The following is a 25,685-nucleotide window of genomic DNA, read 5'->3' as shown; positions in this document are numbered from 1 at the left end:
ATGGGAACGTTCGCGCTCAGCGTGACGCCGGCGGATGACCTGATCGACGTATCGCGCGGCATCGTCGTGACGGGGCTCGCGCCCGGCGCCCAGGTCGGCATCGTCGCGCAAACGCGTCGTGGCAACGGCGTGCTGTGGCACAGCCGCGCTGCATTCGTTGCCGATGCGCACGGCACCGTGGACCTGACGCGCGACGCGCCCGTCTCCGGCGACTACGCCGGCGTCAGCGCGATGGGCATCGTCTGGAGCCAGCGCCCGGAAGACGGCAAGGCACGCGAGGTGTTTCCACAGCCAGTCACGGAGCCGTTGACCACCACGCTGACGGCCACGACCAACGGCGAGTCGGTCCACGCGCGCTTCGTGCAACGGCTGGCCGCGCCGGGCGTGACGCGCCACGATGTGCGCGACGATGGTCTGGTGGGCACGCTTTATCTGCCCGATCCGTATGCGCACCCGGGGCCGCGCCCTGCGGTGCTCATCCTCAACGGCTCGGGCGGCGGCATCAACGAGCCGCGCGCGGCGCTGTATGCCTCGCACGGCTATGCGGCGTTTGCACTGGCGTACTTCAAGGCACCAGGGCTGTCGGACTACATCTCGAATACGCCGCTGGAATATTTCGAGCGTGCGCTTGCCTGGCTGCGCAAACGCGTGGAGCCGCTGCACGACTTCGTTGCCGTGAGCGGCCAGTCGCGCGGGGGTGAACTGGCACTGCTGCTGGGCGCGACATTCCCCGAGGCGGTATCCGCGGTCATTGGCTACGTGCCGGGCGCCGTCGTGCACAGCGGACAGAACGCCGCGGACCCTGCCGTCGGCCGCGAAGGCCCGACGTGGCTGTATCGCGGACAGCCGCTGCCGCATCTGTGGGAAGGCAACCGCACGGCGACCTGGGCACCGTTCGACGAAGGCCCCGCGCCGCATCGCCACGAGCGCGCCATCCGCACCGCGCTGCAGGATGCCGATGCCGTGGCACGTGCGCGCATCCGCATCGAGCGCGCGCGTGGACCGGTGCTGCTGCTCTCCGCCTCCGATGACGGCTCGTGGCCCTCGAGCGACTACTCGCGCATGGTGACCACCAAACTGGCCGAGGTACGCCACCCCTACCCCGTCCAACATTTCGATTACGAAGACGCGGGTCACGCCATCGTCTTCCCGTACGTGCCGACCACGCAGCTCGTCTATGCGCACCCGGTGTCGGGCCGCATCAGCACCGGCGGCGGCGAGCCGCGTGCCAATGCCCGCGCCGACGCCCAGTCGTGGTCAGCAGTGCTTCGCTTCCTCGCCAGCGCGGTGGCCGCGCGCGGCGCGTCCGTACCCGATTCCCGGAGTCTTTCATCGATGGATTTCACGCCCGCACAGGATGTGGTCGACCAGGTTGCCGGCCTGGAAGACGGCAGCGCCACGCACGCGCTGCGCCATGCCCGCGAAAAGGTCGCCACGGCCACGCAGGGCAGCTACGACGCATTGTTCGACGCAGGCCTGCCCGGGCTGACGTTGGGCGAACGCCTGCTCGTCGCGCTGTACGCCTGCCGCCTGACACCGGCGGCTGAACTGGCCGAACACTACCGCGCACGCCTCGCGAATACGCCGGTCGACGCAGATGCGTTGCAAGCCGTCGACCACGGCGATATCGACACGCTGACCGACGCCCGCCTGCGCGCCATCCTCGCCTTCACGCGCACGCTCGTCGAACGCCCCATCGAGGGCGACCGCGATGCGCTGTTGCGCTTGCCCGCCGCGGGCCTCGCCACGGCCGACGTCGTGACGCTCGCGCAGCTCATCGCTTTCCTGTCGTATCAGACGCGGCTCGTCGCCGGCTTGCGCGCCCTCCGCGAAGCCGCCGGCAGCGGCAGCACCACCGCCTCCACGGAGACCGCAGCATGACCGAGATCATCCGCGCCCACGGCTTCACCAACGAATCGCTTGAATGGCAAGCGTGGCTGGATGTGGTCGACCTCGACCGCGCCACGCCCGAGCAGATCGCCGTGCTGGAAGAAAGCCATCCGAAGGCGAAAACGTCGGACTACTACCGGTTTCTCGTTCACCAGCCCGAGATCCTGCGTCAGCGGTCGGCGGCGTTCAACGCGATCATGTATGCGCCGGGCGGCCTGTCGCGTGCGGAACGCGAACTCGCCAGCGCGGTGGTGTCGCGCGTCAACGGCTGCGTGTATTGCGCATCCGTCCACGCACAGCGCTTCGAGCAGCTGGCCAAGCGCAACGACGTGATCAAGCAGGTCTTTGAAGACCCACACATCGCCGGCACGAACGCGCGCGAGCGAGCCATCGTGCTGTTCTCGATCGACCTGACGATGCGCCCGGGCGATGTACGCGGCGAAGACTTGCAGCCCCTCAAGGCCGCTGGCCTGACCGACGCGGAGATTCTCGACCTGATCCATGCCGTGGCCATCTTTGCGTGGGCCAACCGGCTGATGCTGAACCTCGGCGAACCGGTGTTTCCGGACGCGGCCTGAGCCGGGCGGCGTCGCCACAAAGAAAAAGCCGCAGGCACACACCTGCGGCTTTTCTGTTTCAACGCAGCGGCATCACACCATGGGCAGCTGCCGCACCGGCTTACCCGTCAACTGCGCCACAGCGTGCGCCACGGCCGGCGCGATCGGCGGCACGCCCACCTCTCCCATGCCGCTGGGCTCCGCGGTGCTCGGCACGATGTGTGTTTCGATGACGGGTGTCTCGGCCATCTTGAGCGCGGGGTAGTCGGGAAAGTTCGACTGCACGACCTGACCGTCCTTGATGTCGATCCGGCCATAGAGCGCCGCCGTCAGGCCGAAGATGACCGCGCTTTCCATCTGCTGCGCAACGATGCCCGGGTTGACCACCGTGCCGCAATCGACCGCGCACACAACGCGATGCACGCGCGGCTTGCCATCCTTCATCGACACCTCCACCACTTGCGCAACCACGGAGCCGAAGCTCGGATGCAGCGCAATGCCGCGCGCACGCGGTGCGCCGTCAGCGGCCGGGGCCAGCGGCTGTCCCCAACCCGCCGCCTGCGCTGCTGTGTCCAGCACCTTCAGCTCACGCGGATGGTCCTTCAGCAAGTCGCGCCGCATCGCCAGCGGATCAAGCTTGGCCTGGGCCGCCACCTCGTTGAGAAAGCCCTCCATGAAGAACCCGTTGTACGAGTGTCCCACGCTGCGCCAGAAGCCCACGGGAACCGGCAGATCGACCGCCAGATGCGCGATGTGCTCGTGCTCGATTTCATACGGCAGGTCGAACAGGCCTTCGGCGGTGTAGCGATCGATGCCCGCAGAAGGCGCACCGAACAGTCGATCGAGCTCGCCCGCGAGAATCGATTGTCCGGCGCTGCGCGAGGCAATCGCGGTGACCTTGCCGTTCTCGACACGCGCCTTGAGCCGGGCGATGGCGTGCGGACGATAGAAGTCGTGGCGGACGTCTTCCTCCCGCGACCAGATCACCTGCACGGGCTTGCCTTCGGTCTTGGTGGCGATGGTCACGGCCTGGCCGACGAAGTCCGATTCCAGCCGTCGCCCGAAACCGCCGCCGATGAGGGGGATGTCGATATGGACCTTGTCGCCGCTCACCCCGGCCGCGCGCGCTGCCACCAGCTGCGCCAGCGTGGCGACCTGCGTCGGTGCCCAGAGATGCACGCCGTCTGCCGTCACCTGCGCGGTGCAGTTGATCGGCTCCATCGTCGCGTGCGCGAGATAGGGCGCGCTGTATTCGGCCTCGACGATGGTGGCGCCATCGGCCTTGTCGAAGGCTTTCAGGCCATCGCCCATCGACCGATACGTGAAGCCGCCCTTGTCGCTGTCGAGCGCGCTGACAAGCTGCTGCCGGATGCCTGCGGAATCGAGCTTGGCATGCGGGCCGTTGTCCCACACGGGTTCGAGCGTTGCCAGCGCCTGCCGGGCCTGCCAGTAATGGTCTGCCACCACGGCCACGCCCGGCGCACCACCGCCCGTGCCCTCGAACGGCACCACGTAACGCACGCCCGGCATGCCAAGCGCCGCTTTCGACTGGAACGTCTTGAGCTTGCCGCCAAACACGGGGCACATCACGACCGCGGCATACAGCATGCCCGGCAGGCGCGTGTCGATGGAGAAGCGCGCGCTGCCATCCGTCTTCGCGGCGAGGTCGTTGCGCGGCGCCGGTTTGCCGATCAACTGGAATTGCGAGGCCGGCTTGAACGTCACGCTGGACGGCGCAGAAATACCACGCGCCGACTTGGCCATCTCGCCAAACGTGGACTGCTTGCCGCCGGGGCCGATCAACTGGCCTTCGCGGATGCTGACGTCGGCCGCCGACACGTTCCATGCGCGCGCTGCCGCTTCCACCAGCGCAGCGCGCGCCGTTGCGGCGGCTTCGCGCACGGGCTGCCAGCCGTCGGCGGTGCTGCTGCTGCCGCCGGTGATGATGAGGCCGATCTCGCGCGCGCTCTTGGCCATGATCCAGTGCAGTGCACGGGCCCATGTCTTGTCAGCGCTATCGGGATGCAGCGGCAGCGAACTGTCGCCCATGGCGACGACGTTGCCGTAGATGCGCTCCACCGGTGCGCTTTCGATGCTCACGCGCGAGAGCGGAATGTCCAGCTCTTCGGCCGCCAGCATCGACAGCGCGGTGTGGATGCCCTGGCCCATCTCCACACGCGGCATGGCAAGCGCGACGTTGCCTTCGGGCGTGATCTTGATCCAGCCGTTCAGCGCAATCTCGCCGTTGTGCTCGGGGAAGATGCCCGGATCGCCCACGCGGCTGCGCGGCGGCATCACGCCCCAACCGACGACGAGTGCGCCGCCAATGCCAAGCGCACCCAGCAGGAAACGGCGGCGTCCGCTGCGCGGTTTCGTTGCCTTCGCGTTCATGCGCGGCCCTCCCGCAGCGCTTTGGCAGCGCGCTTGATGGCGGCGCGCATGCGCGGATACGTGCCGCAGCGGCAAATGTTGGTCATGGCCGCGTCGATGTCGGCATCGGTGGGATCGGGATGTTGGGCCAGCAAGTCGGCCGCGGCCATCAGCATGCCGGATTGGCAGTAACCGCATTGGGGCACCTGCTCATCGACCCAGGCTTGCTGCAGCGCGTGGCGCTTGCCTTCGCCGCCGGCCAACCCTTCGATGGTGGTGATGTGCTTGCCGGCCACCGCGGCCACCGGCAGCACGCAGGACCGCACGGCTGCACCGTCAACGTGTACGGTGCATGCGCCGCACGCCGCCACACCGCAGCCGAACTTCGTACCCGTCAAGTTCAGGTGATCACGCAGCACCCACAGCAGGGGCGTGGCCGGGTCGCAGTCAACGCTGACCGGCTTGTGGTTGACGTCCAGATCCATGGGGCGGTGGTCTCCTAGTCCTTGTGATTTTTTATGCTGGCAAAGCGTACGTTCAAACGGCTGGGAGCGGCAATAGTGGTCACCCTCGGTTGCTTGCTGCGCCGGAGAACCGACAACCTCGTCCAGACCAGGGCAGCAGGGGTTGGCTAGCTCGCCCGGTGTGCTACAATCGCGGGCTTCCGGAGAGATGGATGAGTGGTTTAAGTCGCACGCCTGGAAAGCGTGTATAGGTTAATAGCCTATCGGGGGTTCGAATCCCCCTCTCTCCGCCAGAACACCTAAGCCCTTGATTTATCAAGGGCTTTTTTCATTGGTTCACGCGACAGGTGTCCCAGACGGGTGTCCCAGTTTTCGTGGATCACCGCTTTGCACCTGCCTTCGCGCCTCGCCAAATCCCGCCACGGCGTCTTCTACTTCCGCCTGACCTTCCGCACAGGAGGCGTCACCACAGAGCGGCGGATCTACTTGTGCACCAAGAACCCCGGCAGCACGGTTCTGAAAGCCCAGCTTGCAGGGATGAAGGCACGCGCCCCTACCTGCACAAGGACTCGCTGGGCTTCACGACAATTGGCCGGGGCCACAACATTGATGCCGATCCGCACTACCCCGTACACAGTGGCCGACGATCCCGGGCGACTTCTTTGGCATCTCTGCCGCCCAGCTCGTTGCGCTCATGAGGCGGCCAAAAGAAGCCGCCAAGATCCGCCCGCAGGGCTCTGTCATCATCGGCAACATCAGCGGTTATCTGGCAGCGGAGGAAAGGCAGCGGCGGCGTACTACTTCGGCACGACTCAGGATAGGGGCACAAGACTGAACTGTTCGCCTAGTCGTCGCCTGCGCAAACACGAATCCCGCAGTGATTTGACGTCAGGACGTAAGCCCGAGGCAGCATCAAGCCGCTGAGCTAGGGTCGGCATTCGACACCTTGATAGCCACAGCGTGCCCTCGGCGCGCCAGCGCGCCAAGCGAAACGAACCGACGCACCGGAATCAGCGGCCCAAGGATCAGTAGCACCGGAAGCACTCGGACCCAGCCGATGCCGAAGCCGAAGAACTCCTGCTCGAACAGCATGAAGTAGAACGCCGCGACCACCGTCGCGAGCAGCCTGAACCCTGATCCACCAAGCACCAGGCTACGCGTGATAAGCCCGAAGATCAGGCCCTGCACGATCCCAGCAAGCAGGAACCCACCTAGGGACAGCGCCGCGAAAGCATCCGTCAAGCTGCAGCTCGGGTAGTCAACTTGCGGAAGGCGGGTGAAATTCGACAGCATGTAAGCCTTCGCCGTGGTAAGCCCTTCCGTTTTGAGGTACAGGGCGTCGGGTGATCCAATCAGCGGGCCGAACAGCGTCACGAATGCGTTGTGCCACACCTCGAAAGGCGCGGCTCTCTCAATGCCGAAGCGCGCAATGGTGATCAGGTCAAGGCAGTTCGTCCGGTCGATCCACTCGGCTGCAGTCGCCTGGGACGGCCCAATAGCCTCGCCAAACGGGTTCATCGCCAACAAGAAATCCGTCGATCCCACCAGGAACGCAGCACGGAACCGCATCAGCGTGATCAACAGATAGACGAACAGGACCGCCAGAGCAGGTGCCCAGCGCGCCAGACGGTGCAGGCGGATACCCGTCCAAAGCAGCGCGATCGCCGACAGCACGAAGAGCGATATCAACGTGATGCGCGAGTTCAGCAGCGCGAACACCAGCATGTCGGCGGCAAAGGCGACGGCCACGATCTTGAGCTGCTTCGGCGTGCCTTTTGAACGCCACAGGATCAGCGACACGAGCATGACGGCGGGCGCCACCAAATCGTGGAACTTGATCAACACAAGATCGAAATACCCGAGCCCGGCGAACAGTTCGGCGGCATACTCGGTGCCAATGCGGCGAAAGAAATAGCCAGCCATCAGCGCGCGCACGTAATACAGCGCTAGCATGCACAGCAGCACATAGGAGAAGCGCTTAATTGCTCGAACGTCGCCATACTCGATGCGAAACCCATCAGGGTTCGGCAGGCGGCCGACCATTATCCGATACACGATCAGCATCGGCAGCAGGTGTAGGAACGATGCGCCGACCCAGAGGCGGACGTATTCCCCAGCGTACTGTTCGCCCCCAACCATCAGCGATGCCAACGGCGAAACGTAGACGTAGACGAAAACCTGCAGCGCAAAGAACAGGAACAGCGCATCGCGGCGCAGTCGGAAGCGGCAGGTCAGAAAAAAGAGAAGAGCGGTGCCCACGCCAAGGATGGCGCAGACAGCATAAAACTCGTTCATGCGGTAGCAAATGTGACGAGAAGGGGCACGGCGATAGCCGCGGCGATGATCGACCGTTCTGGTGCCTGCTCATCGATCAGTCGTTGCACGACAAGGAACGGGACGAGCAGCAGCAGTGCTGGCGCGGCGTACTCCATGATTTCCCCATATTTGACGCGGCACGATTCTAGCTGATGGCGAATTGACCGGCCAATTTCCTACGACTTACCCGGCATTTTACCGCAGCATCTGGTTTCAAATGGCGTAACTGCGTAGAGCAACGGGGGTTCGAATCCCCCTCTCTCCGCCAGAACACAAATGCCCGCGCAAGCGGGCATTTTCATTTCTGCAGCACCTTCCATCGCTCAAAAACAAAAGGCCCGGTCTCCCGACAAGGCCTTTTGCATCCCACCGCCGACGCGTCTGCGCGGTCGGCATCCCCTCGCGTAACTCAATGCAGCGTGGCGGGCGTCTCGCTCGTCAGCAGCGTCTGCGTAACTTGATCGCGAATCGATTGGGCTTTCAGCAGCAGGCGCAAGGCGATATCGGCACCACGGCTGTTTGCCACGTGTTCGATAAACGCGTTGCGTGCGCGCTCATTCAGCGTGGCAACGTGCGCAGCCTCGGACCACACGCGCCACGCGGACGGCTGACCGGCAAACTGCTCGCGGCGGCGAAGCAGGTCCGAGTCAATGGCAGCGGCAATCTCGATGTCTTGAACGGTGCGATTCATGATGGCCCCCTTGCGGTCTGTGCTGTCTTTGCGATCTCTTCGCGGTGCCCTGTGCCGGGCGTGCAGCCTGACTATGCAACGTCCATGCCAATACCCGGCGGCCGCTCCATTCGCAGTTTGTGCATGCATGCGTTGTCGTTTTGATCTGTTTGAAACGCCCTGTTGACGCGGGTTGGCGGACAGCATCCCTACGTTGGTGGGGTGCGGAATTCTCATCTGAACACGGCCCCGCCGGCCGGTTCGTTACGCGGAACGTTACGTAACGCGCGCGGCGTTCCACAACCCAATCACGCGCCTCGCACGGCAGCACCACGCCATCTGCGGGGAACGCGTCCACAGGCATGCTTGGTGCTTTACCCGTGCGCCCAAGCCCGCTGGCGCGCGGTCGGTCGTGTCACCCACCCCTCTTCTGCGCCGGCCTCTTCGCTTGCTTCGCTTCCCCACCCGGAGCGATCGGCCGCGTGCCGCCACCCTCGGCGCGCCGGCCATCCCCCCACACAAACACAACAAGAGCATTCAAGAGGAGACCCCCATGCAGATGGGCAACCCACGCGTGCGGCACGGCCGCATGCTGATCTCTGCGCTGCTGTGCGCGGCGCTTTCGCTGCCGGGCTGCGGCGGCGGTGACAGTTCCACCGTCGCCAACAGCACACCCGCCGATTCAAACACCACCACGCAACCAACACAGCCCACGCAGCCGGCACAGCCTGCCGCTGTCAACTGGACCACGCTTGGCACGCGCGCCACGCCGGCGCAACCAGGAACGTCCATCACCAGCAACGCCGGCGCCAAGTGGGCCGACTACAATCCGCCCGCGCTCTACGCGGGCGTTGCGAAGCAAGCCACGCAGTACATCACGATGCCCGACGGCACAAAGCTGGCGGCATACGTGACGCTGCCCGCCGACGCATCCGGCAAAGCCGCGACCGGCACTTTCCCGACGGTGCTCGTGCAGACCTCGTACAACGGCGGGAACGCGCAATACGAAGCATCGATTGGCGCAGCGCTGGGCGCGGCGGATCCGTACATCGTCCAGCACGGCTACGCGACGGTGGTGGTGGATGTGCGCGGCACCGGCCAGTCGCAGGGCACGTGGGACGCCTTTGGCACCGATGAGCAGAGCGACTACGGCCACGTGGTCGACTGGGTGACGCAGCAATCGTGGAGCAACGGTGCGATCGGCCTGTACGGCGTGTCGTACCTCGGCATCACGACGGTCATCACGGCGGCGCAGAACCATCCGGCAGTCAAGGCGGCCTTCCCCATCGTGCCGATCGGCGATGGCTACCGCGACATCGTCTTCACGGGCGGGCAGACCAATCTGACCTTCATCCCGGCGTGGTTCGGGCTGGTGTCGGTGCTGAGCCTGACCGACCCGACGCTGGTGACAGACCCGACGATCGGTCTGCCGGCCGTGCTGCAGCATCTGGTGTCGGCGGTCACGACGTTCCAGTTGCCGACCATGTTGCAAGCGCTGCTGGGCAGCACCGCCACGGCCTATGACGGCGCGTTCTGGGCGACACGCTCGCCGCTGGAGAACGACGGCAAGATCAAGGTGCCGACCTTCGTGGTGGGCGGCCTGCACGATCTTTTCCAGCGCAGCGAGCCGCTCACATACGAGAGCATCAAGACGCAGGCGCCGGCCAAGTTGCTGATCGGCCCGTGGACGCATTTGCAGGCCGCGTTGGGCAGCAGCTTGCCGGTCGATGGCGTGCCGCCGCTGAACCACATTCAGTTGCAATGGTTTGACCAGTACGTCAAAGGTATGAAGGTGGGTGCCGATGCGCTGCCCAACGTGACGCAATACGTGACCGGCCTCGGCCACTACGCCACCGCCACGGACTGGCCGCATCCGCAGGTGCAGGCGCAGCAGCTCTTCCTGCGCGGCGACAAGAGCCTGTCGACCACCGCCCCGGCCGCCAACGAAGCGTCGAACAAGGTCGCGCAGCAGCCGCTGAATGGCGCGTGCTCCATCAGTCTGTCGCAATGGACGGCAGGCCTGACGGGCTTCATCCCGCTGCCGTGCCAGACGGACGACACGCTTGCCGAAGCCGCCGACGTGAAGTTCGAAACGCCGCCCATGCCGGCCGACGTCTATCTCAACGGGCCAATCGAAGCGGATGTATGGATCTCGACCACCGCACTGGACGCCGGCGTCTCGGTACGCATTGACGACGTGGACGCGGCTGGCAACGTCACGCCGCTCACCGACGGGCTCCAGACGGCGTCGTTGCGCGCGGTGGACGCCAGCCGTTCGCGCACGATGAACGGCCTGATGATCCAGCCATGGCATCCGTTCACGCCCGGCTCCGTCCGGCCGCTCGTGCCGGGCCAGGCCGTCATGGTGCCGGTGGAGGTGTTCCCGACCAGTGCGCTCATCGCCAAAGGCCACAAGCTGCGCGTAGCGGTGGGCGCAAGCAACCTGCCGCAGGGCGTGCCGCCGTTGCCTACGCTGCTCAACTCGTTGATCGGCGTGCTGACCGTCTATAGCGATGCGGCCCATCCGTCCAAGGTGGTTCTGCCCGTGGTGCCCGCCGCCACGCTATAGCACAAGCGGCTTCTGGCAGTCACACGGCCCGCTTCGGCGGGCCGTTTTCTTTACACATCCGACACCACCAAATTACCTAGCGGGCTAATTCCATACGTAAAACTACGCACAGCAAGTGATGCGAAGATAAACACGGATAACTGACATTAAATAACTTAAATACGGTAGGAAAACGTTGGCGTCACCCGGTCCGCATAATCCATCGCACGATTCGAAATGGTGGTAAGCCAGCCCTTGCCACACAAGGTTTCATCGGCAAAACAATCCCCCCGCATGCATTAAGTAAAAACGCGCATGAGAAAGTTATTCAGGATTTTCTTTTGAATGCCGATAACCCCGTGGAGACCGGAAAATCGGACAAGGATGATTCGGTCACACCATGACATAACCTGCATCTTCCCCAAGTACGCAGCACCTTGCATATAACAAACGTGGTCGTCGACCGTCCTTTTCGAGCCGCTCCGGTGCGCGACCGCATCTCCATTCATTCAGCAAACCGGAGGACGCTGTGAACCTTTCCCAGATGACCATCAAGGCCAAGCTCACCACGGGCTTTGGCGTGCTGGCAGCCATTGTTGTCGTGGTATCGGGCATGTCGTTGCGGGCGCTGTCCGAGTCGACCGAAGGATTCTCGAGCTATGTGCACGGCATCAGCGCCCGCGCGGATGTCGCCAACGACGTGCGCACGGCGGTCGACCGCCGCGCCATTGCCGCGCGCAACCTGGTTCTCGTGGTGACGCAAAAAGACCTGGACCTGGAAAAAGCAGAAGTCCTGCGCGCGCACGACGACGTGAAGAACAAGCTCAAGCAACTCAACGACATGATCGCGAGCGCCAAGGACGCGACTGACCGCGGGCGCTCGCTGGTACAAGACATCAATCGCGTGGAAGCGCAGTACGGCCCCGTAGCCACCGACATCCTCGGGCTGGCGCTGGCCGGCAAACGCGACGAAGCCGTCCAGAAGATGGACAACGAATGCCGCCCGCTGCTGGCAGCGCTCATCAAGACCACTGACGCGTATGCCACCTACACCCACGAACGTCAGGAGCAGCTCGTGCAGGCGTATGAGGCGCAGTACGTCACGCAGCGCAATCTGCTGACCGGCTTGTCGATCGGCGCGGTGCTGCTGGCCGTGATTGCCGGCATGGTCATCACGCGTTCGATCACGCAGCCGATCCGCACCGCAGTGGATGTCGCCCGGACGGTGGCGCGTGGTGACCTGAGCAGCCGCATCGACGTGCGCGGCAAGGATGAGACGAGCCACCTGCTTTCCGCCCTGCGCGACATGAACGGCCGCCTGACCGAGATCGTCGACAAGGTGCGGGACAGCAGCAGCAGCGTCGCGGGCGCCGCCAAACAGATTGCCGCCGGCAACGCCGACCTGAGCCAGCGCACCGAAGCGCAGGCGTCGTCGCTGCAGGAAACGGCGGCCAGCATGGAAGAGCTGACGTCCACCGTGAAGCAGAACGCCGAAAATGCACAGCACGCCACCGCGCTCGCCTCCACCGCGTCGGAAGTGGCGCTCAAAGGCAGCACGGTCGTTGGTCAAGTCGTATCGACCATGCACGATATCAGCGAGCGCTCGAGCAAGATTGCAGACATCACCGGCATCATCGAAGGCATTGCATTTCAGACCAACATCCTCGCGTTGAACGCCGCCGTGGAAGCCGCACGCGCAGGCGAGCAAGGCCGCGGCTTTGCAGTCGTCGCCAGCGAAGTGCGCAGCCTGGCGCAACGTTCGTCAACGGCGGCCAAGGAGATCAAGGAACTGATCGCCTCGTCGGTGGAACGCATTCACGACGGCTCCACGCTGGCGGGTGAGGCCGGCGAGACGATGACGGAGGTCACGCAGGCCGTGGCCCGCGTCACGCACATCATGGAAGAGATTGCCGCCGCATCGGTTGAGCAGAAGCGCGGCATCGAACAGGTCAACCAGGCGATCTCGCAAATGGATGAAGTCACGCAGCGCAATGCGGCGCTGGTGGAAGAAGCCGCCGCCGCATCGCAATCGCTGCAGGACCAGGGGCAGGAGTTGAACGCGACGATGTCGTTCTTCCGCGTCGATCCGCACGCCGTACACGCCTGACCCGGGCACAGTTACCGTAGTAGCCGTCATCTCCAAGTTGTCCTTACGCCCGCCGCCGGGAGGCCGCGGGCTTTTTCTCTTTGTGTTCTGTGTCTTTCGTTAGGCCGTCGTTCGTGACTTCCGCTGCATTGGCGGACTTGCCCGCGCGACGCACAGTGAACTTGCCCCGTCCAACACCCTCGACGGAGCAAGCTCGGGCCGCGTACGGCCCGCCCTGCCGACGAAGGTCACCATGCAAGCCAAGACCTCAGACTTGCGGCGCAGCGCGTTCGGCGCTGCCATGCCGTACACGCCAGCCAGCGACGGGAGGCCCGTATGATCCCGCTCGCCCTCACGCAGTGGCTGCGGCTGCGCGCGGTACAAAAGCCGCAGCCGCAAGCGCGGCCCCAACCCAGTCCGGCCCTCGCTGAACAACTGCGTGAAGAGTGCGAGGCCATGGCGCGCTACGCCCTGCATCACGGGCTGCCCGTCGCGCCGGATCTCATCGCTCAGCTCGGCGCGCTCATCGACGGACAGATGCCGGCGCATGCCACGCCGCATCACGCGCTGGCAGCCATCCACCGCAAGCTTGCCGCCGCCATCGCCCCGGCCACGCCGCAGGCCGTCACGCTGCTCGACGCGCAGCATCGCAGTGATCACCCGTTCCCGTGGCTCGGCCCGGTGCCGTTGATCCGGCTGCTGACCAGCGCCGCCATCGTCTTCCTGATCGCCGTGATTGCCACGGGCATGTCGCCCGACGTATCGAGCGCGAACATCGACCGGGGCTTTCTGGATTCGGACGGCGCGCCCCTGCTCTGGAACACGCTGTTCCTGCTGTTCTGCGCGGGGCTGGGCGCGTCGTTTGCCACGCTGTTCCAGGCACATCGCTACGTGGCCGCGTCCACCTACGACCCGAAGTACGACGCCTCCTACTGCGCCCGATTGATCCTCGGAGTCATCGCCGGATTGATCCTGGTGGAGATGCTGCCCGCGCAATTGTTCGACCGCGGCAGCATGCACAGCTTCGGCAAACCGGCGCTGGCGATGCTGGGCGGCTTCTCTGCCACGGCGGTGCACCGGCTGCTGCAGCGGCTGGTGGACGCGCTGGAAACGCTCGTGCGCGGCGATCGTTCAGCCGATGCCGACGCCGCCATGCAGGCCTACCGTGCCCGCGCCGCCAGCGAGCGCACGCAGTGGCAAAGTGAACTCGCCGCCAACCTGATCGATCTGCAGCAGTCGTTCGACGGCACCGCCTCTCCCGAGGCGATGCGCAAGCGCCTGGCCGACTTCACGCGCGCCATGCTCGCCGCCAGTGACCCGGCGGCCGCCCCGCCGCCCTCTCTCTCGGCCGGCGACCCTTCCAAGGAGTGACCTCATGCTGTTCCTCTACAACATCCCCGCGTGGGCGATGGGCGCAGTCATCGTCTTCGCGACGCTGCTCGTAGCGTTGGTGGGCTACGCGCTGTTCCGCCGCATCTTTCCGGTCACGCTCGACGCCGAACAGCGCAACATGACCCTCGCCATGATGACGGCCGTCACCACCATCAACTCGTTGCTGGTCGCGTTTTCAGCCATCTCGGTATGGGGTGCCTATCAAGCCGCTGCCGACATCGTGGCCGCCGAAGCTGCGTGCGCCACGGAACTTGCCCGCGACCTCTCGGCGTTCTCGCACCCGAGCGCTGCTGCCGCGCGACGCGAGCTGATCGTGTATCTGGAACGCGTCGTCCATGACGAATGGCCGAGCATGCAACAGCAAGCGCGCCCGGATGCCGACACGGAGGTCGCATTCAACAGCATGTTCGCCACGGCCAACCGCATCACACCGCGCGACGACCGCGAGCGCGTGCTGCTGATCGAAGTGCTCGCTCGCGTCAACGAGATGGTGAAGCATCGGGAGAAACGACTGCAGAACCTGGAAGCCGCCATGCCCGCCACGCTGTGGGGCGTGATGTTGATCGCCAGCGGCTTGTCGCTCGTGCTGCTCTATGCGCTGCCGGCCACGCGCTTTCACATGGCGCTGGTGGCGGTGTGGGCCACCACGCTGGGCCTGGCGTTCTTTTTCGTGCTGGCCGTGGACCGGCCGTTTGCGGGCGAAGTCAGCGTCAGTGCCGCGCCGCTCGAGCGGGCCATCCAAACGCTCTCGAACGACAAGCCGCAGATCCATCCGTTAGCGGACTGAGCGCGCCACTTCGCCGCGCCGCCCCAGCTCGGCATGTGGGCTGGCGGGAGAGGTCAGCCCCCAAGGGCCGGAGCCCCACACTTCGGCCCTGCCCTTTGCCGGCTCGTCGGGAGCCGGTTTTTTTTACAGCGGATCGCGAATGTAGCCAACGAGCTTGTCGACCACCGGCCGGTTCGGCTTGGTCAGCAGGCTCACGACAATCGCCGCGACAAACCCCGCCGGCACGCCGAACGCACCCGACGCAATTGGGTCGACACCAAACCACGGCTGGCCGAGCACGCCCGTCATGCGCGTGAAGAACGGGTAGTTGGCGATGATGTAGTACACGCTCACAGCGAGCCCTGTCAGCATGCCCGCGATGGCGCCGGCGCGGTTGGTGCGCTTCCAGAACACGCCCAGCACCAGTACCGGGAAGAAGCACGACGCCGCCAAGGAGAAGGCCGCGCCGACCAGGAAGAGGATGTTGCCCGGCTTCAACGACGTCACATAGGCGGCCAGCAACGCCACGCCGAGCAGCACCACCTTCGCGCTCGTGACACGCCGCTGGTGGCTGGCCGTGTTGTCGATCATGTGGAAGTACACGTCGTGCGACAGCGCGTTGGCAATCGTCAGCAGCAGGCCATCGGCCGTCGACAGCGCCGCCGCCAGCGCACCCGCCGCAATCAGCCCGGACAGCACGTAGGGCAGCCCCGCAATCTCAGGCGCAGCCAGCACGATCATGTCGGGCTGCATCATCACCTCGGCCCACTGCACGATGCCATCGCCGTTGATGTCATGCAGCGCGAACACGGGCGGGTCGACCTTGCGCCAAGGCACGATCCATTGCGGCAGGTCGGCAAACGGCGCACCCACCAGGTGCTGCAACAGATCGAGCTTGACGAGCGCCGCCAGCGCCGGCGCCGACACATACAGCAGCGCCACGAATACGAGCGTCCAACTCACCGAGTTGCGTGTCTCCCGCACCGACGGCGTGGTGTGAAAGCGCGTGAGGATGTGCGGCAGGCTGGCCGTGCCGACCATCAGGCAGAACACCAGCAGCACGAAGTTCAGCCGCTCGGTGCCGCGCTCGTTTTCTGATACCGAGGGGAATGGCTCGGTGGATGGCGGGGCCATGCGGCTGCGCGCCAGCGCGTCTTCTCGTTGCTGGTTCCAGAGGATCGACGCGGTAGCTGCATCGGGCGGAAACTCTTCGCGCTCGCGCTCCAGCGCCTTGATCTCACGCAGCGGCGCGTTGCGTTCGCGTGCAAGTTTGAGCTGCGCATTCAGCGCCTCGCGCGCATGATCGAACGACTGCGGCAACTGCGAGATTCGCTCCTGCAGCGCCTGGGCTTCGTTCAGGAAGTGGTCCCGCACGTGCTGCTCGGCAGGGTCGTGCGCGATGCGCCGCTCCTCTTTCTCGATCTGCACCAGCAGGCGGCCCGTCGACAACTGCGGCACCGGATCGTGATACCGATGCCAGCCGATGATCCCCACGACGCCCAGGAACGACACGATCATGATGATGTACTGCGCCACCTGGGTCCACGTCACGGCGCGCATGCCACCCAGGAACGAACACACCAGAATGCCTGCCAGCCCAAAGAACACGCCCACCGAAAACTCGACGCCGATAAAGCGCGTGACGACCAGCCCGACACCCTGGATCTGCGCGACAAGGTAGACGAACGAACACAGCGTCGCGCCCAGCACCGCGATGCCGCGCACGACAGAACTGCCGCCGCGCTCGCCGTTGCCATAGCGGTTGGCCAGGAAATCCGGCACCGTGTAACCACCGAACTTGCGCAGGTAAGGCGCCAGCAGGAAAGCGACGAGGCAGTAGCCGCCCGTCCAGCCCATCACATACGCCAGGCCCTCATAGCCTGAGGCAAACACGATGCCCGCCAGGCCGATGAACGAGGCGGCGCTCATCCAGTCGGCCGCAGTGGCCATGCCGTTGAAGAACGCCGGCACGCGGCGTCCTGCCACGTAATACTCGGTCAGATCGGCCGTGCGGCAGATCAGCCCGATGCATGCATAGATGGCGATGGTGACGAACAGGAACACGTAGCCGAGCCACACGCCCGCCCCGCGCACGCGCTCGATCGCGCCCATCATCACGATGAACAGCAACAGCCCTACGGTATAGAGCCCGTAATAGAGAAACAGCCGCTTGCGGAAGCGGCTGTCTTGTTGGGTGTCGATGGCCAAGGTGGGCGGCCAGCGCGGGCGGTTAGCGGGTTTCCTTCAGTTGATCGAGGATGGCTGGGTTTTCAAGCGTGGACGTATCCTGCGTGATGTCCTCGCCCTTGGCCAGCGAGCGCAACAGGCGGCGCATGATCTTGCCCGAGCGCGTCTTGGGCAGGTTGTCGCCAAAGCGGATGTCCTTCGGCTTGGCGATCGGCCCGATCTCCTTGCCGACCCAGTTGCGCAGCTCGTTGGCGATCTGCTTGGCTTCGTCCCCATCCGGGCGCGAGCGCTTGAGCACCACGAATGCGCAGATGGCTTCACCGGTCATGTCGTCGGGGCGGCCCACCACGGCGGCCTCGGCCACGATCGGGTTCGCCACCAGCGCCGATTCGATTTCCATCGTGCCCATGCGGTGGCCCGAGACGTTCAGCACGTCGTCAATGCGGCCCATGATGGTGAAGTAGCCGGTCTCCTTGTCGCGGATCGAACCATCGCCCGCCAGGTACAGCTTGCCGCCCAGTTCTTCCGGGAAGTAGCTCTTCTTGAAACGCTCCGGGTCGCCCCAGATCGTGCGGATCATCGACGGCCATGGACGCTTGACGACCAGGATGCCGCCCTGCCCGTTCGGCACGTCGTGCCCGGTTTCATCCACAACGGCGGCCATGATGCCCGGCAGCGGCAGCGTGCACGAACCCGGCACCAGCGGCGTGGCGCCCGGCAGCGGCGTCATCATGTGGCCGCCGGTTTCGGTCTGCCAGAACGTATCGACGATCGGGCAACGGCCGCCACCGATGTTCGTGTGGTACCACATCCAGGCTTCCGGGTTGATCGGCTCGCCCACGGTGCCCAGCAGGCGCAGACTGGAGAGGTCGTACTGCTTCGGGTGGACCTTCTCGTCTGCCTCGGCGGCCTTGATCAGCGAGCGGATCGCCGTCGGTGCGGTGTAGAACGTGTTGACCTTGTGACGCTGGATCATGTCCCAGAAGCGGCCGGCGTTCGGATACGTCGGCACACCTTCGAACACGACCTGCGTGGCGCCGGCAGCGAGCGGACCGTACGCGATGTAGCTGTGGCCCGTCACCCAGCCGATGTCGGCGGTGCACCAGAAGATGTCGTCGGGTTTCAGGTCGAACGTCCACTGCATGGTGAGCAGCGCCCACAGCAGGTAGCCGCCCGTGCTGTGCTGTACGCCCTTCGGCTTGCCCGTCGAACCCGAGGTGTAGAGGATGAACAGCGGGTGTTCCGCACTCACCGGCGTGACTTCGCAGGTGTCCGGCTGGCCGGCTTCGATCTCGTCCATCGCACGGTCGCGGCCTTCCACCCAGTTCACGTTGCCATTGGTGCGGCGATAGACGATCACGTGCTTGACGGCGTCCGTGCCTTCCATGGCGAGCGCTTCGTCGGCGATGGCCTTGAGCGGCAGCGCCTTGCCGCCGCGCATCTGCTCGTCTGCCGTGATGAGCGCCACGGCGCCCACATCGACGATGCGTTCCTGCAGCGACTTGGCCGAAAACCCGCCGAACACCACCGAGTGCGTCGCACCGATGCGCGCACACGCCTGCATGGCGACGATGCCCTCCACCGACATCGGCATGTAGATCACCACGCGGTCGCCCTTCTTGATGCCCAGGGCCTTCAGGCCGTTGGCGAAGCGGCAGACGCGCGCGTGGAGTTCGCGATACGTGATGCGCGAAACCTTGCCATCGTCGGTCTCGAAAATGATGGCGACCTTGTCGGCGTTGCCGTTCTCAAGGTTGCGCTCGAGGCAGTTGTAAGACGCGTTGAGTTCGCCGTCTTCAAACCACTTGTAGAACGGTGCGTTGGATTCGTCCAGCACCTTGCTGAAGGGCTTGTGCCACAGCAGGTGCTCGTGGGCGAGGCGCGCCCAGAAGCCTTCGTAATCTTTCTCGGCTTCGGCGCACAGGGCACGGTACGCATCCATGCCGGCGATGTTTGCCTGTTTGACGAAGGATTCGGGCGGGTTGAAAACGCGCGTTTCCTGCAGGACAGATTCAATGCCAGCCATGGTGTCTCCTGATAGCGATGTCTGTAGTCGTTTTGCGGCGAATCTAAGGGGCTGACCTGACTCCAGCCTTACGCATTTCTACGCCGCAAACCGACGTGAAGGGCATTACTATAATGCGTCACTTCTTGTTACGGCACGCATCGCAACGCAACATAACCGGCCAAAGAGCCGCGTCCCGTGCCGGTTTCCACTGAATTCTCATCGTGCCCATCCACGCCCTTTTCCTGATTGCTGCCATGGCACTGGTCGGCAGCAACGTCGGTTTCGGTAAATCGATCGTCGCCGTCATGCCGGTAATGCTGTTTGCGTTGCTGCGTTTCCTGATTGCCATCGTCTGCATGGCACCGTGGTACAAGCCATCGCGGATGCGCCGCGTCACCCGCGGCGAGTGGACGAACCTGTTCCTCCAGGCCTTCTTCGGTACGTTCGGTTTTACGCTGTTGATGCTGAACGGCGTGCGGCTGACCTCGGCGCTGGCCGCGGGCATCATCACCAGCACGATTCCGGCTGCGGTGGCACTGCTGTCGTGGCTGGTGCTGCGAGAAAAGCCTTCGGGCCGGACGCTGGCGTCGGTGGTGCTGGCGGTGGCCGGCGTCGCGATTCTCAACGCCTATCGCGGCGGCGAATCTTCGGGCGCTGCGCCTGCCGATGCCGCGCAGGCGCTGCTCGGCAATGCGCTGGTGATGGGCGCGGTGCTATGCGAATCGATCTACGTGATCCTGTCGCGCCGACTGACGCAGACCTTGCCCGCCATCGAAATCTGCGCATACACGCACGTAATCGGCGGCCTGCTGATGCTGCCGCTGGGGCTGGTGCCGCTATTCACCTTCGATCTGTCCGGCGTGCCGTTGCCCATCTGGGGCCTGGTGCTTTGGTATGCGCTGTCGGCCAGCATCTTCTCGTTCTGGCTGTGGATGAAGGGCATTCGGCACGTGCCCGCTCACCTTGCAGGCGTGTTCACGTCGGTGCTGCCGATTGCGGCGGCCACGTACGGCATCGTTGCGCTGGGCGAAACGCCGGGCTGGCCGCACGGCATTGCCCTGGCGTGCGTGGTGGCGGGCATTCTCGTGGCAAGCTGGCCTGCGCGGCCACGCCAGCCGGCGCGCCGCCGGGCGGTCGACCCTCTGGATCCGCTCGATCCGTCGCTCGATCGGGAGTAAAGCGCATCGCAAGCGTTTTCCGGTAAGCAATTTCGCAATCACGGGCCGTTACAATCACGCGGTTTTTCGACCACTCGCCCGTCCTGCCCATGAAGTCGCCCCTCGCTCCGCTGCGCCCCATTCCGCGCCTGATTTTCTTTTCCCGCTGGCTGCAACTGCCGCTTTACCTGGGGCTGATCATCGCCCAGGCAGCCTATGTGTACCTCTTCATCGTCGAGGTGTGGCACCTGGTTTCGCACCTGGGCGACATGGACGAAACCAAGATCATGCTGGCCGTGCTGGGCCTGATCGACGTGGTGATGATCTCGAACCTGCTGATCATGGTGATCATCGGCGGGTACGACATCTTCGTGTCCAAGCTCGGCATCGAGGGCCACGAAGACGAGCCCGAATGGCTGGACCACGTCAACGCGGGCGTGCTCAAGGTGAAGCTGTCGATGGCGCTGATCAGCATCTCGTCGATCCACCTGCTCAAGACGTTCATCGATGCGGCCCAGAAAGACACGCACACGATCCTGTGGCAGGTGGCGATCCACGTGGCGTTTTTGGTGTCTGCGCTGGTGATGGCCTGGGTGGACCGCATCGTTTCGCACGCGCATCCGCACGGCGAGGCTGACGACGCACATTGACGCTGCGCCCTTGTTGGCGCGGCGATTCCGACGAACGCGCTCGGACAATCCACGCCCGACATTGGGTGTATGATCTCAGGCTGTTCTGAGCCTGCGGCGCCCGCCGTCCAGGTCACAGGCAGGGAGCGAAGGTCACCGACCACTGCCCTGCCGCACCGGCTTTTCATTCCTATACGTTGGTCCCCCACCATGACCGTCATTCGTCAAGAAGACCTCATCCAGAGCGTCGCCGACGCGCTGCAGTACATCAGCTATTACCACCCGATGGACTACATCACTGCTCTGGGCCGCGCCTATGAGCAGGAGAAGAGCCCGGCGGCCAAGGATGCCATCGCGCAGATCCTGACCAACAGCCGCATGTGCGCCGAAGGCAAGCGCCCGATCTGCCAGGACACCGGCATCGTCACCGTGTTCCTGAAGGTCGGCATGAACGTGCGCTGGGACGGCGCCACGATGAGCCTGGAAGACATGGTCAACGAAGGCGTGCGCCGCGCGTACAACGACGTCGACAACAAGCTGCGCGCCAGCGTGCTGGCGGATCCGGCCGGCAAGCGCACCAACACGAAGGACAACACCCCGGCCGTGATCAACATGTCGATCGTGCCGGGCGACACGGTGGACGTGATCGTCGCGGCCAAGGGCGGCGGCTCCGAAGCCAAGTCGAAGTTCGTGATGCTGAACCCGTCGGACTCGATCGTCGACTGGGTGCTCAAGACCGTGCCGACCATGGGCGCCGGCTGGTGCCCGCCGGGCATGCTGGGCATCGGCATTGGCGGCACGGCTGAAAAGGCCATGCTGCTGGCCAAGGAAGCCCTGATGGAGCCGATCGACATTCAAGACCTGATCGCCCGCGGCCCGAGCAACCGCGCAGAAGAACTGCGCATCGAGCTGTACGAGAAGGTCAACGCGCTGGGCATTGGCGCGCAAGGCCTGGGCGGCCTGGCAACCGTGCTCGACGTGAAGATCCTGGACTACCCGACCCACGCAGCCAACCTGCCGGTCGCCATGATCCCGAACTGCGCCGCCACGCGTCACGCGCACTTCACGCTGGACGGCAGCGGTGTTGCCAAGCTGGAAGCGCCGGATCTGTCGCAATGGCCGAAGGTCGAGTGGGCACCGAACACGGAAACGTCGAAGCGCGTCGACCTGAACACGCTCACGCCGGAAGAAGTCGCCTCGTGGAAGCCGGGCCAGACGCTGCTGCTCAACGGCAAGATGCTGACCGGCCGCGACGCCGCGCACAAGCGCATCGCCGACATGCTTGCCAAGGGCGAGAAGCTGCCGATCGACTTCACCAACCGCGTGATCTATTACGTCGGCCCGGTCGACCCGGTGCGCGACGAAGTCGTCGGCCCGGCAGGCCCGACCACGGCCACGCGCATGGACAAGTTCACCGAGACGATGCTCGCCCAGACGGGCCTGATCGCCATGGTGGGCAAGGCCGAGCGCGGCCCGGTCGCCATCGAATCCATCAAGAAGCACAAGTCGGCCTACCTGATGGCCGTGGGCGGCGCGGCGTACCTGGTGTCGAAGGCCATCCGCGGTTCGAAGGTGCTGGCGTTCGAAGATCTGGGCATGGAAGCCATCTACGAATTCGATGTGAAGGACATGCCGGTCACCGTCGCGGTGGACAGCTCGGGCACGTCGGTCCACAAGACCGGCCCGGCGGAATGGCAGGCCAAGATTGGCAAGATTCCGGTCGCGGCAGGCTGATTCGTTCACGCATATCCAATATGACGACACGCGCGCAGGCACCGGTCGGGGTCTTTGATTCCGGCCTCGGAGGGCTCTCCGTCCTGCGCGCGATTCGCGCCGAACTGCCGGCCGAATCGCTTCTCTACCTGGCGGATTCCCGCCATGCCCCGTACGGGGAAAAATCTCCCGAAACCATTGCCGATCGCACGCTGCGTGTGTGCGAATGGCTCGTCGACCAAGGCTGCAAGGCGTTGGTGATCGCCTGCAACACCGCCACGGCGCAGGCCGTGCACGTGCTGCGCGAAAAACTCGCGGTGCCGGTGATTGGCGTGGAGCCGGGCTTGAAACCAGCGGTTGCCACGTCGAAGAGCCGTGTGGTCGGCATTCTGGCGACTGAAAGCACCTTGCGCAGCGAGAAATTTGCACGCCTGCTGGCCGCTGCCTCCGGCGATTGCCAAGTGCTGAGCCAACCCGGCTACGGCCTCGTCCCGCTGATTGAACGCGGCGATACCCACTCGCCGGCCGTGCTGGAACTGCTGCAGGCCTATCTGCAGCCGATGCTCGATGCGAATGCCGACACGCTGGTGCTCGGCTGCACGCACTACCCATTCCTGGAAGATGCCATCCGCGAGATTGCGGGCGACCGGCTGACATTGATCGACACCGGACACGCCGTCGCGCGCCATCTCGGGCGCACGCTCACGGCGGCGGGGCTGCCCGCGTCAGGCCAGGCTGCTTCGCCGCGTTTCATGAGCACTGGCGACGTGCTCCCGCTGCAAGCCATGGTGGCTGCATTGCTGGGAGAGGCACCCATGGCGCAGCGCGTCGACATTGGCGATGCGCCGCTCACCCCTGGAGCGACCTCCCTCGCTTCGCAAGCTGAATAAAAAAACGCCACCTGGGTAGGTGGCGTTTTTACTTGGGCCTCAGCCGAGGTTCGGCTGCGCGGCGGCTTCTGCCTCGCTTTCTTCTTCAGCCGGTTCGTACTTCGCCACCACAGCCGTGGCCAGGCTGTTGCCGATCACGTTGGTGGCCGTGCGGCCCATGTCGAAGAACTGGTCGATGCCGATGATCAGCAGCAGACCGGCTTCGGGCAGGTGGAACATCGGCAGCGTGGCCGCCACCACCACCAGCGAGGCGCGCGCCACGCCAGCCATGCCCTTGCTCGTGAGCATCAGCACGAGTAGCAGCGTGACCTGCTGCGTAAAGCTCATCTGGATGTTGTACGCCTGCGCAATGAACATCACCGCAAACGCCTGATACATCATCGAGCCATCGAGGTTGAACGAATACCCCAGCGGCAGTACGAAGCTGGCTACGCGCTTGGGCACGCCAAACTTTTCCAGCGCTTCCATCGTCTTCGGATACGCCGATTCGCTGCTCGCCGTGGCAAACGCAAGCATGGTCGGCTCACGGATCAAGCCCAGCAGACGGCCCAGCGACCGGCCCAGCAGCACATAGCCGACGAAGAACAGGATCGCCCACAGCAGCGCGAGGCCGAGGTAGAACTCGCCGATCAGCTTGCCGTAGGTCAGGAGCACGCCGACGCCCTCCACCGTGATGGCAGCGGCCATGGCGGCAAACACGCCCAGCGGTGCAAAACGCATCACGTAGTCGGTAATGCGGAACATCAGCTTGGTCAGCTCTTCCAGGCCGCGGCCGATCACGGTGTCCATCGGGTTCTTCATCGTCGACAGCGCAGCGCCGAAGAACAGCGAGAACACCAGGATCTGCAGGATCTCGTTGGTGGCCATGGCCTCCACGATGCTGCGCGGGAACACGTGCGTGATGAACGCCTTGAGCGTGAAGTCGCCCGTCTTCAGGCCCGACGTGGCCGACACGTCCGGCAGCGCCAGGTTCATGTGCACGCCCGGCTGGAAGAAGTTGACCAGCAGCATGCCCAGCGCCAGCGACGTGGCCGACGCGCACACAAACCAGATCATCGCGCGCAGGCCGACGCGGCCAACGGAGCGGCCACCGCTCATGCTCGCCAGCCCCGTCACCAGCGTCGAGAACACCAGCGGCGCAATGATCATCTTGATCATGCGCAGGAAGATGTCGGTGATGATGCTGAAGTACGAAGCGATGTCCTTGGCCGCCGCAGCGTCCTTGGCGTATTCGTGGCAGCCCCAGCCGACGGCAATGCCCAGCAGCATTGCCAACCCGATGTGGGAGGTCAGACGTTTGGTGTTCAAGACTTTCTCCAAGGAATATCGTGGCCGGAGGGACGGCGCGCGACAGACGCGGATCTCATGGGGCCAAGGGCCGGCCCAAGTTCGTCACGCTTTGTAAAAAGCGACGATATTAGAGAAGCGCATGGCGATCGTTATGTCGATGTTGCATAGCACCATGCAATTTCTGCATACATTGAAATGACGCCAACGGCTCCCTGCTGCAATGCCGCACGGGCAGCGGAATCCCGAGGTGTATGCGGATTATTGAGCACCACGCAATACCGTCGGGGCGTACCAACAAGCGCCGCAGACAGCACTCAAAATGCGGAGCCTGCATCACGCCGGCCGCTGATACCATCCTGGATTCAGCTCACCCACCGGAGTCCCGCGATGAAAATGGCGCCCTTCGCCTTTGGCACGACCGACTGGTCGACCATCGAGCCCACCGAACACACCGGTGAGACCGGCATGGCGATCTGGCGCACGCGTTACTTTGGCGACGAATCGAATCGCATCCGCGTGCGCATGGTCGAGTACACCCCCGGCTACCTGGCGGATCACTGGTGCAAGAAAGGCCACATCCTCTTCTGCCTGGAGGGCGAGCTGGAAACCACGCTGGAAGACGGCCGGAAGTTCACGCTGACGCCAGGCATGAGCTATCAGGTAGGCGACGATGCCGAGGCGCATCAGTCCCACACCAAAACAGGGGCCCGGCTGTTTATCGTTGACTGACCGGCACGCGCGGCCGAGCCGGC

General features: G+C 64.6%; 19 protein-coding genes and 1 tRNA gene. 12 read left to right on the top strand and 8 right to left on the bottom strand.

Features of this window, described 5'->3' with window-relative positions; translation table 11 throughout:
• Both ABIC76_RS17015 and ABIC76_RS17010 read left to right on the top strand, forming a co-directional pair.
• Complete coding sequence (locus ABIC76_RS17015) at nucleotides 1-1,881, top strand: acyl-CoA thioester hydrolase/BAAT C-terminal domain-containing protein (RefSeq protein WP_354534645.1); 1,881 nt, start codon at nucleotides 1-3, stop codon at nucleotides 1,879-1,881.
• Nucleotides 1,878-2,468, top strand: coding sequence for a peroxidase-related enzyme (locus ABIC76_RS17010; RefSeq protein WP_027681125.1), 591 nt, complete (start codon nucleotides 1,878-1,880; stop codon nucleotides 2,466-2,468). The genes ABIC76_RS17015 and ABIC76_RS17010 overlap by 4 nt, the downstream gene beginning before the upstream one ends.
• Before the next feature lie 72 nt (nucleotides 2,469-2,540).
• Here the strand turns inward: ABIC76_RS17010 and ABIC76_RS17005 are convergent, their stop codons facing one another.
• Entirely contained in the window at nucleotides 2,541-4,838 is a 2,298-nt protein-coding gene (locus tag ABIC76_RS17005; protein WP_354534644.1) for a xanthine dehydrogenase family protein molybdopterin-binding subunit, read from the bottom strand.
• Nucleotides 4,835-5,302 (bottom strand): (2Fe-2S)-binding protein, encoded by a 468-nt coding sequence (locus tag ABIC76_RS17000; RefSeq protein WP_102067553.1) that lies wholly within the window; start codon nucleotides 5,300-5,302, stop codon nucleotides 4,835-4,837. The genes ABIC76_RS17005 and ABIC76_RS17000 overlap by 4 nt, the downstream gene beginning before the upstream one ends.
• 181 nt (nucleotides 5,303-5,483) lie before the next feature.
• Between ABIC76_RS17000 and ABIC76_RS16995 the strand changes: the two genes are divergently transcribed.
• Nucleotides 5,484-5,574 (top strand) — tRNA-Ser (locus ABIC76_RS16995).
• Nucleotides 5,575-6,193: 619 nt separating this feature from the next.
• Here ABIC76_RS16995 and ABIC76_RS16990 read toward each other — a convergent pair.
• From ABIC76_RS16990 to ABIC76_RS16980, 3 genes are all read right to left on the bottom strand, one after another.
• Nucleotides 6,194-7,576: a hypothetical protein gene (locus tag ABIC76_RS16990; RefSeq protein WP_354534643.1), complete on the bottom strand. Its 1,383-nt coding sequence runs from the start codon at nucleotides 7,574-7,576 to the stop codon at nucleotides 6,194-6,196.
• Nucleotides 7,573-7,713: a hypothetical protein gene (locus ABIC76_RS16985; RefSeq protein ID WP_354534642.1), complete on the bottom strand. Its 141-nt coding sequence runs from the start codon at nucleotides 7,711-7,713 to the stop codon at nucleotides 7,573-7,575. The genes ABIC76_RS16990 and ABIC76_RS16985 overlap by 4 nt, the downstream gene beginning before the upstream one ends.
• Nucleotides 7,714-8,006: 293 nt before the next feature.
• On the bottom strand, nucleotides 8,007-8,288 hold the full coding sequence (locus ABIC76_RS16980; protein ID WP_037027186.1) for a DUF7696 family protein: 282 nt from the start codon (nucleotides 8,286-8,288) through the stop codon (nucleotides 8,007-8,009).
• Nucleotides 8,289-8,820: 532 nt separating this feature from the next.
• Here ABIC76_RS16980 and ABIC76_RS16975 point away from each other — a divergent pair.
• The 4 genes from ABIC76_RS16975 (at nucleotide 8,821) to ABIC76_RS16960 (ending at nucleotide 15,080) form a co-directional block, all read left to right on the top strand.
• Complete coding sequence (locus ABIC76_RS16975; RefSeq protein ID WP_102067552.1) at nucleotides 8,821-10,836, top strand: CocE/NonD family hydrolase; 2,016 nt, start codon at nucleotides 8,821-8,823, stop codon at nucleotides 10,834-10,836.
• Between the two features lie 523 nt (nucleotides 10,837-11,359).
• Entirely contained in the window at nucleotides 11,360-12,922 is a 1,563-nt protein-coding gene (locus tag ABIC76_RS16970) for a methyl-accepting chemotaxis protein (RefSeq protein WP_102067550.1), read from the top strand.
• A 315-nt stretch (nucleotides 12,923-13,237) separates the two neighbouring features.
• On the top strand, nucleotides 13,238-14,272 hold the full coding sequence (locus ABIC76_RS16965) for a hypothetical protein (RefSeq protein ID WP_102067549.1): 1,035 nt from the start codon (nucleotides 13,238-13,240) through the stop codon (nucleotides 14,270-14,272).
• A gap of 4 nt (nucleotides 14,273-14,276) precedes the next feature.
• On the top strand, nucleotides 14,277-15,080 hold the full coding sequence (locus tag ABIC76_RS16960) for a bestrophin-like domain (RefSeq protein ID WP_102067548.1): 804 nt from the start codon (nucleotides 14,277-14,279) through the stop codon (nucleotides 15,078-15,080).
• 123 nt (nucleotides 15,081-15,203) lie between these two features.
• Here the strand turns inward: ABIC76_RS16960 and ABIC76_RS16955 are convergent, their stop codons facing one another.
• Both ABIC76_RS16955 and acs read right to left on the bottom strand, forming a co-directional pair.
• Nucleotides 15,204-17,267, bottom strand: a complete 2,064-nt coding sequence (locus tag ABIC76_RS16955; RefSeq protein ID WP_354534641.1) for a sodium:solute symporter family protein — start codon at nucleotides 17,265-17,267, stop codon at nucleotides 15,204-15,206.
• 22 nt (nucleotides 17,268-17,289) lie between these two features.
• Nucleotides 17,290-19,272 carry an acetate--CoA ligase gene (gene acs, locus ABIC76_RS16950; RefSeq protein ID WP_102067546.1) on the bottom strand — a complete coding sequence of 661 codons (1,983 nt, stop codon included), beginning with the start codon at nucleotides 19,270-19,272 and terminating at the stop codon, nucleotides 17,290-17,292.
• Between the two features lie 203 nt (nucleotides 19,273-19,475).
• Here acs and ABIC76_RS16945 point away from each other — a divergent pair, with 203 nt between their 5' ends.
• From ABIC76_RS16945 to murI, 4 genes are all read left to right on the top strand, one after another.
• The gene (locus ABIC76_RS16945) at nucleotides 19,476-20,432 is read left to right on the top strand and encodes a DMT family transporter (RefSeq protein ID WP_354534640.1); all 957 of its coding nucleotides are present in this window, start codon (nucleotides 19,476-19,478) and stop codon (nucleotides 20,430-20,432) included.
• Nucleotides 20,433-20,521: 89 nt separating this feature from the next.
• Entirely contained in the window at nucleotides 20,522-21,061 is a 540-nt protein-coding gene (locus ABIC76_RS16940; protein WP_354534639.1) for a TIGR00645 family protein, read from the top strand.
• Between the two features lie 189 nt (nucleotides 21,062-21,250).
• The gene (locus ABIC76_RS16935; protein WP_102067543.1) at nucleotides 21,251-22,774 is read left to right on the top strand and encodes a fumarate hydratase; all 1,524 of its coding nucleotides are present in this window, start codon (nucleotides 21,251-21,253) and stop codon (nucleotides 22,772-22,774) included.
• A 20-nt stretch (nucleotides 22,775-22,794) separates the two neighbouring features.
• Nucleotides 22,795-23,643 (top strand): glutamate racemase, encoded by an 849-nt coding sequence (murI, locus tag ABIC76_RS16930; RefSeq protein WP_354534638.1) that lies wholly within the window; start codon nucleotides 22,795-22,797, stop codon nucleotides 23,641-23,643.
• 39 nt (nucleotides 23,644-23,682) lie between these two features.
• On the opposite strand, the gene ABIC76_RS16925 is transcribed toward murI, so the two are convergent.
• On the bottom strand, nucleotides 23,683-24,951 hold the full coding sequence (locus tag ABIC76_RS16925) for a dicarboxylate/amino acid:cation symporter (RefSeq protein ID WP_354534637.1): 1,269 nt from the start codon (nucleotides 24,949-24,951) through the stop codon (nucleotides 23,683-23,685).
• A 369-nt stretch (nucleotides 24,952-25,320) separates the two neighbouring features.
• Between ABIC76_RS16925 and ABIC76_RS16920 the strand changes: the two genes are divergently transcribed.
• Nucleotides 25,321-25,662, top strand: coding sequence for a DHCW motif cupin fold protein (locus tag ABIC76_RS16920; RefSeq protein WP_102067540.1), 342 nt, complete (start codon nucleotides 25,321-25,323; stop codon nucleotides 25,660-25,662).
• Nucleotides 25,663-25,685 lie beyond the last annotated feature (23 nt).

Origin of the sequence: Ralstonia sp. 1138, assembly GCF_040544795.1 — a bacterium.
Lineage (GTDB): Bacteria > Pseudomonadota > Gammaproteobacteria > Burkholderiales > Burkholderiaceae > Ralstonia > Ralstonia flatus.
This window is presented reverse-complemented; position numbering and strand designations above follow the sequence as displayed.